At 69.3% G+C, this 13,268-nt stretch carries 10 protein-coding genes and 1 pseudogene; 5 read left to right on the forward strand and 6 right to left on the reverse strand.

From position 1 onward, the window contains the following. Window positions 1-5 precede the first annotated feature (5 nt). On the reverse strand, window positions 6-1,406 hold the full coding sequence (locus tag AC5Y4Z_RS20650; RefSeq protein ID WP_499966606.1) for a WS/DGAT/MGAT family O-acyltransferase: 1,401 nt from the start codon (window positions 1,404-1,406) through the stop codon (window positions 6-8). 239 nt (window positions 1,407-1,645) lie between these two features. On the opposite strand from AC5Y4Z_RS20650, the gene AC5Y4Z_RS20655 reads away from it, so the two are divergent. Both AC5Y4Z_RS20655 and AC5Y4Z_RS20660 read left to right on the forward strand, forming a co-directional pair. Continuing rightward, window positions 1,646-2,341 (forward strand): ABC transporter ATP-binding protein, encoded by a 696-nt coding sequence (locus AC5Y4Z_RS20655; protein WP_499966754.1) that lies wholly within the window; start codon window positions 1,646-1,648, stop codon window positions 2,339-2,341. A 98-nt stretch (window positions 2,342-2,439) separates the two neighbouring features. Beyond that, window positions 2,440-4,833 (forward strand): FtsX-like permease family protein, encoded by a 2,394-nt coding sequence (locus tag AC5Y4Z_RS20660; protein WP_499966756.1) that lies wholly within the window; start codon window positions 2,440-2,442, stop codon window positions 4,831-4,833. 365 nt (window positions 4,834-5,198) lie between these two features. Here AC5Y4Z_RS20660 and AC5Y4Z_RS20665 read toward each other — a convergent pair. The 5 genes and pseudogenes from AC5Y4Z_RS20665 to AC5Y4Z_RS20685 all read right to left on the reverse strand — a co-directional run. Beyond that, window positions 5,199-5,703: pseudogene (locus AC5Y4Z_RS20665) on the reverse strand (PPE family protein); the annotation flags it as partial. A 58-nt stretch (window positions 5,704-5,761) separates the two neighbouring features. After that, entirely contained in the window at window positions 5,762-6,400 is a 639-nt protein-coding gene (locus AC5Y4Z_RS20670; RefSeq protein ID WP_499966757.1) for a class I SAM-dependent methyltransferase, read from the reverse strand. Further along, entirely contained in the window at window positions 6,397-6,966 is a 570-nt protein-coding gene (locus AC5Y4Z_RS20675) for a DUF4389 domain-containing protein (protein ID WP_499966758.1), read from the reverse strand. Before AC5Y4Z_RS20675 ends, AC5Y4Z_RS20670 begins: the two co-directional genes overlap by 4 nt. 23 nt (window positions 6,967-6,989) lie before the next feature. Continuing rightward, window positions 6,990-8,213 (reverse strand): FAD-dependent oxidoreductase, encoded by a 1,224-nt coding sequence (locus AC5Y4Z_RS20680; protein WP_499966608.1) that lies wholly within the window; start codon window positions 8,211-8,213, stop codon window positions 6,990-6,992. A gap of 40 nt (window positions 8,214-8,253) precedes the next feature. After that, on the reverse strand, window positions 8,254-9,141 hold the full coding sequence (locus tag AC5Y4Z_RS20685) for an SDR family NAD(P)-dependent oxidoreductase (protein ID WP_499966610.1): 888 nt from the start codon (window positions 9,139-9,141) through the stop codon (window positions 8,254-8,256). Window positions 9,142-9,715: 574 nt separating this feature from the next. Here AC5Y4Z_RS20685 and AC5Y4Z_RS20690 point away from each other — a divergent pair. The 3 genes from AC5Y4Z_RS20690 (at window position 9,716) to AC5Y4Z_RS20700 (ending at window position 13,265) form a co-directional block, all read left to right on the forward strand. Next, the gene (locus AC5Y4Z_RS20690; protein ID WP_499966611.1) at window positions 9,716-10,525 is read left to right on the forward strand and encodes a SigB/SigF/SigG family RNA polymerase sigma factor; all 810 of its coding nucleotides are present in this window, start codon (window positions 9,716-9,718) and stop codon (window positions 10,523-10,525) included. A 136-nt stretch (window positions 10,526-10,661) separates the two neighbouring features. Next, window positions 10,662-11,267 (forward strand): hypothetical protein, encoded by a 606-nt coding sequence (locus AC5Y4Z_RS20695; protein WP_499966759.1) that lies wholly within the window; start codon window positions 10,662-10,664, stop codon window positions 11,265-11,267. A 234-nt stretch (window positions 11,268-11,501) separates the two neighbouring features. Then, window positions 11,502-13,265 carry a serine/threonine-protein kinase gene (locus AC5Y4Z_RS20700; RefSeq protein WP_499966612.1) on the forward strand — a complete coding sequence of 588 codons (1,764 nt, stop codon included), beginning with the start codon at window positions 11,502-11,504 and terminating at the stop codon, window positions 13,263-13,265. Window positions 13,266-13,268: the final 3 nt, after the last annotated feature.

Here is a 13,268-nt window from a genome sequence, read left to right on the forward strand (position 1 = left end):
CGGCGCTATGGACTGACCCCGGCGTCTTCGGGTTCGTTGACCGGGCACTCCAGCAGCTCCTTGAGCGCCTCGGGGAACGCGTCGGCGATGCCCCACAGCTCCGGCAGCAGGTCGGGGCAGGCGATGATGCCGACGCCGAGGCCCCCGTTGAGCGACATGACCGTGATGTTGAGCCCCGCGCTGCCGATGATTGGGCCCAGCGGGTACATGGTGTCCACGTGGCAGCCCAGGAAATACAACTGCGCCTGCGGGCCGGGCACATTCGACAGGATCAGGTTGAACGCGGGGCTGTGCGAGATCGGGATGCGGGGCAGGATCCGCATGGCCGCACCGAACATCGTCGGCCCGCCGAACTGCGTCCAGTCGTGCAGCAGGGTGGGCATGGCCGCGGTGTGGTCCTTGGCGGCGGTGTTGCCCGCCGCGATGGCGCGGATGCGTTCGGCCGGGTCGGCGATCTGGGTCTGCACCCGGCAAAACATCCACGTGGTCTGGTTGCGGCCCGGACGATCGGCCTTCTCGCGCACCGACACCGGCACGGTGGCCACCAGCGGGTCGTCGGGCAGCTCGCCCCGCTCGAGCAGGAACCGCCGCAGCACCCCCGCGCACAACGCCACCACGACGTCGTTGACCGTCACCCCGAACCGGTCCTTGACCCGCTTGACGTCGCGCAGGTCCAGCTGGGTGTAGGCGATGTTGCGATGGCGGCTGACCGGGCCGTTGAACGGCGTGGGCGGCGCCGAGAACGGCGCGGCCATGGCGCGGCCGTCGCGGGCGCGCAGTGCCGTCTCCACCAGCGTCAGCATCGTCGCCGGCACCACCGTGGCGAGCCGCAACGGTCGCAGCGCGAACCCCATCAGCCCGCTCACCGCGATCTGCAGCGGATTGGCGCCGCCCGCCCCCCGAACCGGCTGCGGCGCAGGCGCATCGGGCTGAAGGCTGCACAACTGGGCCAGCAGATTCGCACCGGCGACCCCGTCCACCACGGCGTGATGGACCTTGAGCAGCACCGCCACCGCGCCGGTGCGGGCGACGCCCTCGAGGACCCACATCTCCCACAGCGGGTGATTGCGGTCCAGCGGCAACCCCGCGATGTAGCCGCAGATGTCGGCCAGCTCGCGGCGGCCGCCCGGCGCCGGCACCCCGACCCGTCGCACGTGGCGCCGCAGCTGGAAGTCGTCGTCGTCCACCCATACCGGGTGGTCCAGGTTCAGCTGCGTATCCGCGAGCTTCATCCGAAATTCCGGCATCGCGGCCGCCCGCTTGGCCACCGCGGCGCGGAACCGCCCATACGTGTAGCCGCCCGGCATGGTCGAGGTGTCCAGCTCCACGATGCAACACACATTCAGCGGCTGCGTCGGCGTCTCCAAATAGAGAAAGAATGCGTCAAGTCCGCTGAGTCGTTCCATAGCCGCCCGCTCGACTAGTGACCGAAAAATCCCCGCCCTAACCCCACAGAGTCTAGGCACCGCAAATGCGCGACTCCAGTGCGAAAAAAATTCGCTTTCGTTAAATATTCGTGGCCGGGGACCGACACACCGGCGGGCGTGAACCGATCGCGGCGCGGCCTCGTGATCCCGGTATCAGCCGCGCGGGGAGGATCATGTCCAGACGGGTCGACACGTGCAGCGCTCCCAAGCACCAGCTGCTGACCATCGAGCTGAGCGACGTGGTGCGCCAATACCGCATCGGCGGCCAGTCCGTGCGGGCGCTCGACGGGATCAGCCTGCGGCTCGACGGCGGGCAGTTCCTGTCGGTCGTCGGTCCCTCGGGCGCGGGCAAAAGCACCCTGTTGCATTTGCTGGGCGCGCTGGATTCCCCCGATTCGGGCTCGATCGAATTCGACGGCGAGGAGATCGGCCGCCTGAGCGATGAACAGCGGTCGGAGTTTCGCCATCACCGCGTCGGCTTCGTCTTCCAGTTCTTCAACCTGTTGCCCGCCCTGTCGGCGTGGGAGAACGTCGCGGTGCCCAGGCTGCTGGACGGCGTCCGCCTGGGCAGGGCCAAACCCGAGGCGCTTCGGCTGCTCGACCGCGTCGGGCTGTCCCACCGCAGCGAGCACCGGCCCGCCGAACTGTCCGGCGGCCAGATGCAGCGGGTCGCGGTGGCGCGCGCACTGATGATGGACCCGCCGCTGATCCTCGCCGACGAGCCGACCGGGAACCTCGACTCCACGACGGGCGCCTCGATCCTGACGCTGCTGGCCGAGGTGGCCCACGAGCCCGGCCGCGGCCGGCTGGTGGTGATGGTGACCCACAACCCCGAGGCCGCCGACGCAACCGATCGGGTGATCGCGCTGCAGGACGGCCGGATCAGCACCGACGAAAAGGTTCTGGTGTGGTAGCGCGCACCGCGATCGGTGCCGCGGCGAGCCGGCTGCGCCTGTTCAGCCTCCGCGAACTTGCCGTGCATCGCCGGCGCACCGTCGCGTCGATCGCCGTAATGGCCGCGTCGGCAATGTATCTGGTCGCGGTGTTCGGCATCTTCGGCTCGATCACCGGATCGGTCAACCGCCTGTCCGACGGCATCGCGGGCATCGCCGCCCTGGAGGTGTCCGGCATCACCGACGCGGGATTTTCCGAGACGATAACCGCCGACGTCGCAACGGTTCCCGGCGTCGCGGCCGCGGTGCCGATGATCCGCACGACGGCGCTGACGTCCTCTGGACCCGTCCTGTTGTTCGGCGCCGACGAGCGCCTCGCCGCCCTGGGCGGCGCGCTCAAGGACGCCCTGCGGGACAGCGGTGCGCCCGGGCGGCCCGACGGCGTCCGCGTCGGCCCGGGCGTCGGCCGCGCCGCGGGCGAGACGTTCCGGCTCGGCTCGGGTTCGGTGAGTGTCGCCCAGGTGCTCGCGGGCACGCAGGTTGCCGCGCTGAACGGCGGGCACTACGTCCTTGCCCCACTTACCTTGGCGCAGAACATCACCGGGCGGCAGGGCCGGCTCGACTCGATCCTCATCACGGCCAAGCCCGCCGCGGACCTCGCCCGGCTTCGCGCCGCGGTCACCGACGCCGTCGGCGGTCGCGCCATCGTCGCCGAGCCCGCCATGCGCGCCACGCGCGCCGGCGACGGCGTCAAGTTGATGAACTACATGGCGTTGATGGGCGCCATGGTCGCGTTGATGGTCGGCGCGTTCCTGATCTACACGACGATGACCATGGCGATCGCCCAACGCCGGCCGGTCATCTCCATGCTGCGCGCCATCGGCGGGCGCCGCGCGGTGATCGTGCGCGACATGCTCACCGAGGCCGCGATCCTCGGCGTCCTCGGCGGTGCCCTCGGCTCGGTCATCGGTATCCTGTTGGGACGCACCGCGATCGGCCGGTTGCCGCCGGCCATCACTCAGGGCCTCGAGGCTCGTATCGACTATTGGCTGCCCGGCTACGCGGTGCCGGTCGCGGTCGCGGTGACGGCACTCACCAGCCTGGTCGCCTCGGCGATGGCGGCGCGGCAGGTGTACAAGGTCGCGCCCATCGAGGCCTTGGCGCCGGTGGGGGTTTCGGCGGCCGACCGCGTGCCGCGGTGGTTGCGGACCGCGGTCGGCGTCGCGGCCGCCGCCGTCTTCGCGGTCTCGATCGGGGCCGTCGTCGCCCAGCGCGGCGCGTGGGCGTTCGTGGCGATGGCGGGGGTGTTCTCGGCCCCGATCGCGCTCGGGTTCGCGCTCGCCGCGCCCATCGTCGAGGCGACCGCCGTGACGGCCCGGGTGTTCGGTTCCGTCGGCGCGCTGGCCGCGGCGACCATCCAGCGCGCGCCGCGACGGGTATGGGCGACCGTGATGACGGTGCTCATCGCGGTGGTCACCACCGTCACCATCACCGGCACCAACGCCGACATGATCCGGTCGGCCACCGGGATCTTCGCCCCGGTCGCCGACGTGCCCGTCTGGGTGAGCGCGAATCCCCCCGACAGCTACCCCACCGACGCTCTGCCCCAAGGCCTTTCGGCGACGGTGGCCGCGGTGCCGGGCGTCGGGCGCGTCACCGAGGGGGCGTTCGGGTTCGCCGAGGTGGGCGGCACCCGCGTCATGCTCGACGGCTTCTCCCCCGGCACCGCCGACCCGCTCTACCGCGCGCTCGGCCAGACCGTGCGCGCCGAGGTGCTCGCCGGGCGGGGCGTGGTGCTCTCGCAGAACCTCGGCACGGCCCTGCACGTCCGGGCCGGCGACCAGCTGCGGATGCAGACGCCGCACGGCGTCCGGCAGGCGACGGTGCTGGCGCTCGTCCCGTATTTCTCGACGGTCATCGGCACCGTCGGGCTGAGCCTCGATTCGCTGCGCGCGTGGTTCGACCGGCCGGTGGCCACCACGCTCGAGATCGCGGCGGCCCCGGGCGTGGACGCCGGGCGCCTGCTCGCCGACGTCCGCCGTGTGGTGCCGGCGCCCAACCGCGTGTACGACGGCCGCGCCAAGCTGGCCGGGCTGCAGGCGCCGATGCGCCAGAGCATGTTCATCGCCAACGCCGTGTGGATCATCGTCGTGGTGGTGGCGGGGGTGGCCCTGCTCAACACCCTCACGCTGTCGGTGCTCGAACGGCGCCGCGAGCTCGGCGTGCTGCGGGCGATGGGGGCGAGCCGCCGCTTTACGCTCCGCATGGTGCTGGCCGAGGCGACCGGCATCGGCGTCGTCGGCGGAGCGTTGGGGCTGTTGTTCGGGTGCGCGGACCAGTGGCTGTTCAGCGTGGTCAGCGGGGACCTGATGAACTTCCGGGTCGCCTTCCACCTCGGCCCGGCCGCGGTCGGCTTCGCCCTCGGCGCGCTGGCGATCGGCCTGCTCGGCTCGCTGCCGCCGGCGCGGCGCGCCGCCCGGCTCAACATCATCGAGGCGGTCAGCGTCGACTAGCCTTCAGAACCCGAGCGGCAGCAGGGCGGTGAACAGGGGCGCCAACGGGTCGGTGACCGGCAGCGCGATCGAGCTGTTCAGGAACGGGGCGACCGGGCTCCGGAACGTCAGGATGGTCTGCCCGGGCGCCCCCAGGCCCAGCGTCGGCTCGGAACCGGACGTGACCATGGCCGTGAACAGCGGGGTCGAGACGTTCGTCGCGACAAAGTTGTTGTCGTCGGGGTCGGCCAGCGAGGTGGTCGACAACAAACCCGCGAAACCTCCGGTTTGGCTCATCAGGTCCGGGTCGCCGGGCACGGGGTTGGTGACCGGGCTGAGGCCCAGCGCCGCGGCGAGCCGGCTCGCCAGGCCGTGCACCGCCTGCTGCCACTGCGGCAGCTGGGCGGCGGCGGCCGACGCGCCGGCGTGGTAGCCGACCATCGCGGCCACGTCCTGCGCCCACATCTGCTCGTATTCGGCCTCCGCGGCCGCGATCGCCGGCGCGTTCTGCCCGAACACGTTCGATATCACCAGCCGCACAAGGCTATTGCGGTTGGCCGCCACCTGCAGCGGATGGACGGTCGCCGCCCGGGCGGCCTCGAACGCTCCGGCCACCGCGCGTGCCTGCCCGGACACCGCCGTCGCCTGTGTCGCGGCCGCGCTGAGCCAGCCCGCGTAGGGGGCCGCCGCCGCGGCCATCGCCGCCGACGCGGGGCCTTGCCACGCCTGCTGCGTCAGCCCCGCGGTGACCGACGAGAACGACGACGCCGCGGACCCCAGCTCGGAGGCCAGCGAGTTCCACGCCGCGGCCGCGTCCAACATCGGGGCCGTTCCCGCGCCGGCGAACATCCGCGCCGAATTGACCTCCGGCGCCAACACCGAAAAATTCATCATCACAGTCCGTTTCCGTAGCGGCTGTACCACGACACGAGATCGGCGGCCGGATGGTTCAAAACGAACCGGGAGTGTCCCCGATCGCGGTGGCGAACCCCTGCAGGTGCGGTTTGCACGGAAACGGCACCGGGGTCCGGATGCCGCGCAGCCCCGCGGTGTCGAAGCCGGCCGCCGCGATGGCGTCGACGGTCCGGCGGTTGGGATGGCAGCCGGCCGCCAACCACGACCACGGCCGCGCGACCAGGTCCTGCAGCCGGCCCGTCGCGCCGCTGCCGCGGACGTGCTCGAGCACGACCAGCCGGCCCCCCGGGACCAGCACCCGCCGGATCTCGGCCAGCGTCGCCGCGACGTCATCGACCGAGCACAGCACCAGGCCGACGTGCACCGAGTCGAAACTGTTGTCCGGGAACGGAATCGACTCCCCCGTCCCGTCGACGACGTCCACGGCGAGGCCGTGGCGGTCGGCGAGATGCGACGCCATCCGCCGGAACGCCGGCACCGGTTCCACGGCGGCGACCGACGTCACCGCGGGCGGCAGGAACTTCAGGTCGGTCCCGGGTCCGAGGCCCACCAGCAGCAGCCGGCCGGTCGCGTGCGCGATGGCCGCCCGGCGGTACCGGTTGTAGAAGAGCCGGTCGAAGATCGGTTGACCGAACCGATATACATAGGGGAACAACGGATTTGCGCGCGTCAGCGGCCGCCTAGATCGAGCCGGAATGGCGGGTATTCGTCACGCATCAACGATACATACGCCGCCACCCGGTAGCGCCACCGAACGATGCCCATGAGCAGATCGAACATGCCGCGATGGTGGGATCCGGTGCACAACAACCACACCGCCGAGATCACGCACAGCACCTGCAGCAGGGGCTCCATCGCCCAGCACACCAGTATCTGCGGCAGCCCCAGCAGCCACCACTTCACCAGCACGGCGCCCTTGCTGAGCCGCCCCGGGTAGTCGACCGCCAGGTCGCCGGGATAGTCGGGCCGCGACGCGAGCGTGAAGGGCGGATACCTGTCGGTGCTGTTCATCGGGAAGCGGTAGTTCATCACCCGCCACGACCACCGCAGCACCCCGACGTTGAACTCGAAGATCGGCCGCGGGTAGCGCCCGGTGCACAGGATCGTGACGCCGGCCGCGATTGTCAGCAGCGGATACAGCAGATACAGGACGATCAGGATGGGATAGTGCGGGACCGCCAGCACGCACCACTTGACCAGCCAAAGCCAGTGCGACGGCGCGTCGAGGTCGCCGCGCACCCGCACGGGACCGTCGGCGCCGCTCACCGGCGGGTCACCGGGATCGCGGTGGCCGTCCCGAGGCCGCGATCGATCGCCGCCGCCATCCGGCGGTGGCTCGTCCAGCGCAGGAACGTGGTCAGCATCCAGGTGTGCAGCGAATCGGAGAGCAACGCCGCGGGCCGCAGCGCGGCCTCCCCGTGGGCCACCTGCAGCGACGCGACCCGCGACACGGCGCCGACGCGGTGTCGCCGGGTCTTCTCGTACCAGCGCAGCGCCGCGCACAGGTCCCGCGAGCGGTCCCCGGAAAACTCCTCGGCGCCCCGGAACGCCGACAGCGCGCTGCGCAACACCATGGTGTCGAGCAGGGCCTGGTTGGTGCCCTGCGCGAGGGTGGGCGGCATGGTGTGGGCGGCGTCGCCGAGCAAGGTCAGCGCGCCGGGGACCGACACCGGGGGGATCGGGTGACGGAAGTGGGGATACGGCGAATCCGCCAGGTCTTCGTCGGTCAGGCGGGCCAGAACGAGGTCGACTTCGGCGGACCAGCCGCCGAACTGGGACCGGATCAACTCGACCGGATGTGGTGGCCTGACGAAGCCGCGGGACCACGGCAGGTCGAACCACCACTGCACCTCGCCGCCGCCGGCCGGCCACACGCCGGTGTTGCCGCGCGCGCCGATCGCGATCATCGCCGCGCGGGAGTCGGCGAGCTCGGGGACGACGACCAGTCCCTGCCAGCTGCACCAGCCGGTCGGTTCGGGGGGCGGCGCTCCGACTACGTCGCGAACGATCGAGTGCAGGCCGTCGGCCCCGATCACCAGGTCGCCGGCGGCCACGCTGCCGTCCTCGAATTCGACCTCCGCGCCCGCGCGGGTGGCGGCCACCCCGACCGCGCGCGAGCGGCACCGGATGCGGTCGACGGGGAAGCCGTCCAGGAGCCGTTCCAGCAGGACCCGGCGGGGGACCATCCGAACGGGGGCGCCGAGCCGGTCCACCATCGCGGCCACGTCCAGGGTCGCGAGCCGGTGGCCGCGCGCCGTCAGCACCCGCACGTGGGACAGCAGTTGGCCGGCCCCGGCCATGTCGACGCCCAGCTGCCGCAGCACCGTCTCGCCGTTGCACCAGACGGTCACCGCGCCCCCGCCGGCGCTCGCATCCTGGCGCCGGTCGAAGACCGTCACGTCATGGCCGTCGCGCAGCAGTCCCCGCGCGACGGAAATGCCACTCACCCCGGCGCCGATGACAAGCACCCGAAGCGGACCCGTCACGTCATGGGACACGTCGGCGCGCGCCGCCCGGTTCACCCGGCTAGGTGGCCGCGGTCGCGCCGATCATCGCGTGCAGCTCCTCGACCGACCAGGGTTCGGCGCCGTGGTGGTCGCGATATCCCAGCAGCCGCGGCGCCGGCCGATCGTAGCTGCCCACGAATCCGCCCGCCGCGACGAAGATTTGGCCCGTCACGCCGCGGGACAGGTCGCTGACGAGGTAGGCGTAGAGCGGGGCCACGAACGCGGCCGGGGCGACATCCAGGGAGGCCCGCATCGTCACCTCGTCGAGCAGGCCGCGGCGGTGCAGGTCCGCGATGTGGTTTTCGTACTCGGCGCCGCTGGACAACCGCGTCCGCGCGCCGGGGCAGACCACGTTGGCGCGAACGCCGTGGGCCTTGAGCTCCGCGGCGACGGCCATCGTCAGCCCGTTGACGGCGCCCTTGCCGGCGGGGTAGCCGGTGCCGCCGTAGTCGCCGAGGAAGGCCGCCGAGCCGGTGTTGACGATCGCGCCGTGCCCCTGCGGGGCCATCACGCGCGCCGCGGCGCGGCAGGTGTGAAACGCGGTGCCGAGGTGCGCTCCGATCAGCCGGTCGAATTCGTCCGGCGCGATGTTGAGGATCGACGAGCCGGGCGGTTCGGCGACCCCGGCGCAGTTGACCATGGCGTCCAGCCGCCCGAAACCGCGCACGCATTCGTCGACGAGCGCGCCCGCGACGCGCTCCTCGTTCGCGGCTCCGACGAGCGGGATGGCTCGGCCTCCCGTGGCGGTGATCGCCGCGACGGTCTCCGTCACGGCGTCGGCGTCGCGCCCGTTGACGACCACGCCGGCGCCGAGGGCGGCCATCAGTTCGGCGACGGCGCGCCCGATGCCGCGGCTGCCGCCGGACACCACCACGCCGCGCCCGCCCAGCAGCTTCGCGTCAGGCATGGGCTTCGGAACGTCTTGTGCGCGTGGCCATCTGGGCGGCCGGCGGGGGGACGCGCCGCGGCGGGGTCATCAACATGAGTCCGAACAGTACCGACGCGCGCGTCGAATGAGAACCCGTTCCTGAGATCTCGCTGAGACCGCCCGGCTACCGACGCCTGGGTGTGCTCTATGCGGCTGGCCAGCGGCGACGGAAAACTAACGGCGGTGGCAGCGAACATTTGCGGTGCGGGGGCGGCCCCGTCCCCGGTCGCGCGATCGCAGGTCCTCGTGATCGCGCGTATAGTCGCTGATGAAGTCCGATCTGGACGTGTCGCCGTTTAGCTCAAAGCGGTCAACCAGCCGCATGGCTGGGGCTCGGAGTGGCTCAGGCGATATATCAAGCACAGTCACCCGCCTCGGTATTGCATGTGCTGGTTCGCGACGCGTCTGCGGATACGGGTGCGGCGGAGGCCACTGTGCAACGTAGCTGCGGTGCCGTTGCTGCACACGACCCAGAAAGTGGGCCAGTGATGCAAACCTGTTCGTACGCTTACTTTTTCAGAACGTGTCGGAACCGGGACCACCGATTCGCCATATGAGCGGCGTAGCTACACCATCCCGACCCACCCGGCCAGCCCGCACGCAATCCGACGATTCCTACGACGACGTTGTCGAGATGTTCGTCGCGCTGCGCCAGGCGCCGGCGGGATCCGACGAGTATGCCCGGCAGCGCGACAACATCGTCTCGCGCTGCCTGCCCCTGGCGGACCACGTGGCCAGCCACTTCTCCCGGCGTGGCGAAAGCCTCGAGGACCTGATCCAGGTTGCCCGGCTGGGGCTGATGAACGCCATCAACCGGTTCGATCCCGACAAGGGGCCCAGTTTCATCGGGTTCGCGGTTCCCACCATGATGGGTGAGGTCAGGCGTTACTTCCGCGACTACAGCTGGGGCATGCGAGTGCCGCGCCGGCTGCGCGAGCTGCACGTCCAAATCAGCCGCACCACAAGCGATCTGTCCCAGCGGCTGGGCCGCGCGCCCACGGCGGGCGAGCTGGCCCAGGTGCTGGAGGTTCCGCGCGAGGAGATCATCGAATGCCTCGTCGCGGGCGACGCCTACCGGCTGGACTCCCTGGACGCGCCGCTGAGCGCCGACGGCTCGGGCAAACCCCGGCTGGTGGCCGACGCGGTCGGTGACGCCGATCCGGAAATCGAGCACATCACCAACCGCGAAGCGGTGCGCGTCCTGCTGAGCGCGCTTCCCCAGCGGGAGCGTCAGGTGCTGCACATGCGGTTCTTCGAGTCGATGACCCAGAGCCAGATCGCCGACCGGATCGGCGTATCGCAGATGCAGGTCTCCCGCATCCTGGCCAACACCCTGCGCTGCCTGCGCGATCAACTGGAGTAGCACTCCCGCCGAACGCCCCGACCGGACCTTCGAGGCGGCCCGGCCGTACCTTCGAGGCGCCCCGGCGCGATGTACTGTGCGACTCGGGAAAGAGCCGACGGTGTCGCCGTACGCGGCCCGGAAGGAGCGCTATGCCATGAGGGTTTCTCGGACGGTGGTCGCGGGCTTTGCGGCGGCGGCCGCGCTGGCCGTATCCGTGGGAGGTTGCGGCGGCAAACATTCGTCGACGTCGAATTCGCCGCCGTCGAAGTCGGGATCGGCTACCTCGGCGACCTCGGCGCCCTCACAGGCGAACGACTACGCCGCGATGCTGATCAAGGCCTCCGACATTGATGCGCCGATCCCGTTCACCGCTGGCCCCGTCACGAACAACCCCAACGGGCAGCCTGGTGCTGCCATTACGTTCAGCACCGACGACAACAGCTACCAGATCAAGGACACCGTTCAGGTCCTCGCCGACCCCCCCGCCGCCACCAACGCGCTGAACGCCGCGAAGGGCAACCAGGGCAACGCGGTCAAGACTCCGGACACGCGTCCGTTCAAGGTCGGCACCGGCGGAACGACGCTGTCCGGAAAGTCGCCGGACGGCTCCAAGGGCGTCGAAATCCTGATGTACACCGAAGGCAGGGCGTTCGTCACGCTGGAATTCGACGGTCCGGCCGGTACGCTGCCGCCGGAGGACTACGTCACCAGCGTCGGACAAAAGCAACTCGACGCCATAAAGAAAGTGCTCGGTGGCTAAACAACTTTTGGCTGCGACTGAAGCTCAACCAATCTCATTACGAACGTTGCGCGCTGTGCAGTGGTAGTCCATCGAAGACCTGCATGATCATCTGGGTTGATCTATGCATCTGATGAGGACGTTTCCTGACGACGAGTTCGCAATTTTGCAGAACGACGGTGGACGACTCTGGCACCGCAAGTCAGAGTTTCGCTTATTTGGCCACTTTGGGGCCAGGATCTCTCGGTAGAGCCTATGGTGTGCCTGTTCACCGCCACGGGAGGAAACGTGCAAGAAGTTCCGTTCGGCCGCTACCGGTTGGTCGATCTGCTAGGGCGGGGCGGGATGGGGGAAGTCTGGCGAGCATATGACCCGACGTTCGACCGGATGATCGCACTCAAGGTCCTCCCCCCGAATTTCGCCGGTGATCGGGTCTTCCAAGAGCGGTTCCGCCGTGAAGCGCGGGCCGCCGCAGGGCTAGACGATCCACATGTGGTGCCCATCCACGACTTTGGCGAGGTTGAGAACCGGCTGTTCGTGACGATGAAGCTGATCGAGGGTCAAGATCTTCAAAAGCTTCTTGAGAACGGTCCGCTTGAGCCTGTCCGCGCCGTCAACATAATCGAGCAGGTTGCCTTCGCACTCGATGCCGCACACAAAGTCGGACTCGTGCACCGTGACGTCAAACCGTCCAACATTTTGGTCGCCGCCAACGACTTTGCGTACCTTATCGACTTCGGTATCGCCCGAGGCGCCGACGAGACCGGCCTGACCAGTACCGGCGCAACCCTCGGGACCTGGGGCTACATGGCGCCGGAGCGCTTCCGTAGCGGCGTCGCTGATGCCAGCGCCGACACGTATGCACTGACTTGCGTCCTACATCAAACACTGACGGGCCGGCCGCCTTTTCCTGCCAAGCTGTTAGAACAGATCGCCGTTGCCCACATGTTCGATCCACCACCCAAACCATCATTGCTGCGACCCGGGATACCGGCCTCAATGGATGAGGTCATCGCTTGCGGCATGGCCAAAACCCCCAACGACCGATACAAGACCGCCAGGGAACTAGCAGCCGCCGCGCGAGCGGCGTTCGCTGTCCGCCCAGCGGGCTCGCGATCGCACGAAGACGTGCGACCATATGGCACATCCGGAACTAGCGGCGATGCAGAATCGCGCACCGAACTGAGTGAGACGCTAGAAGCGTCGGGTGCAGAGAGCCTCAGAGGCTATAAGCGATCCCCTATCGAGGCCCCGACGGGCAAAGCGTCTTCGACGCTTTCTAGCAACGCCACAGCCACGAGCCGCCCAGGGGCTGCATCGGACCATCGGATACCCAGTAGCTCAGATACCACCCCACCGCCCGGAACGCGAGCGTCCCTGCCTGCCCGATCAAACCGGGGCATGCTGATATCCGCCGGCGTGGCTGTCCTCCTCGCAATTGCCGGCCTGGCTATCGCCGCGGTCGTCACTGGCAATAACAAAGACTCGTCGCCCACTGACGGCGCACGCGTGTCCGACGCACTCACACCGACCACGACCATCTCTAGGTCTTTAGCAATACCACAGCCGATTGACTACACCAGTCTGCTGATGCAGTCTTCCGACATTGACGCACCGATCCAGTTCATCGGCGGCCCCCCGGCGAATGACCCCAACGGGCAACCGGGTGCCGCCATCACGTTTAGCACCGACAACAACAGCCACCAAATCAGGGACACCGTTCAGGTCCTCGCCGACCCCGCCGCCGCCACGAATGCGCTAAACGCCGCGAGGGTCAAAGCGGGCTACCCGGTCATGAATCCGATTACAGCTCCGTTCAACGTCGGCACCGGCGGTACGACCCTGTCCGGAAAGTCGCCTGACGGCTCCAAAGGCGTCGAGATCCTGCTGTTCACCGAGGGCAGGGTGCTCGTCACCCTGGAATTCGTTGGGCCAGCCGAGACGCTGCCGCCGGAGGACTTTGTCACGGATGTGGCCCGGAAGCAACTGGCGGCTGTCAAGAAAGGGCTTGGCGAGTAACGC

It is taken from the genome of Mycobacterium sp. NGS63, from assembly GCF_059812295.1.

What these genes read in the sequence shown, in the direction of transcription:
- AC5Y4Z_RS20695 (WP_499966759.1), top strand. Translation starts at nt 10,662, where the DNA reads ATGAGGGTTTCTCGGACGGTGGTCGCGGGCTTTGCGGCGGCGGCCGCG.
- AC5Y4Z_RS20700 (WP_499966612.1), top strand. Translation starts at nt 11,502, where the DNA reads ATGGTGTGCCTGTTCACCGCCACGGGAGGAAACGTGCAAGAAGTTCCG.
- AC5Y4Z_RS20650 (WP_499966606.1), bottom strand. Translation starts at nt 1,406, where the DNA reads ATGGAACGACTCAGCGGACTTGACGCATTCTTTCTCTATTTGGAGACG.
- AC5Y4Z_RS20690 (WP_499966611.1), top strand. Translation starts at nt 9,716, where the DNA reads ATGAGCGGCGTAGCTACACCATCCCGACCCACCCGGCCAGCCCGCACG.
- AC5Y4Z_RS20685 (WP_499966610.1), bottom strand. Translation starts at nt 9,141, where the DNA reads ATGCCTGACGCGAAGCTGCTGGGCGGGCGCGGCGTGGTGGTGTCCGGC.
- AC5Y4Z_RS20660 (WP_499966756.1), top strand. Translation starts at nt 2,440, where the DNA reads ATGGCCGCGTCGGCAATGTATCTGGTCGCGGTGTTCGGCATCTTCGGC.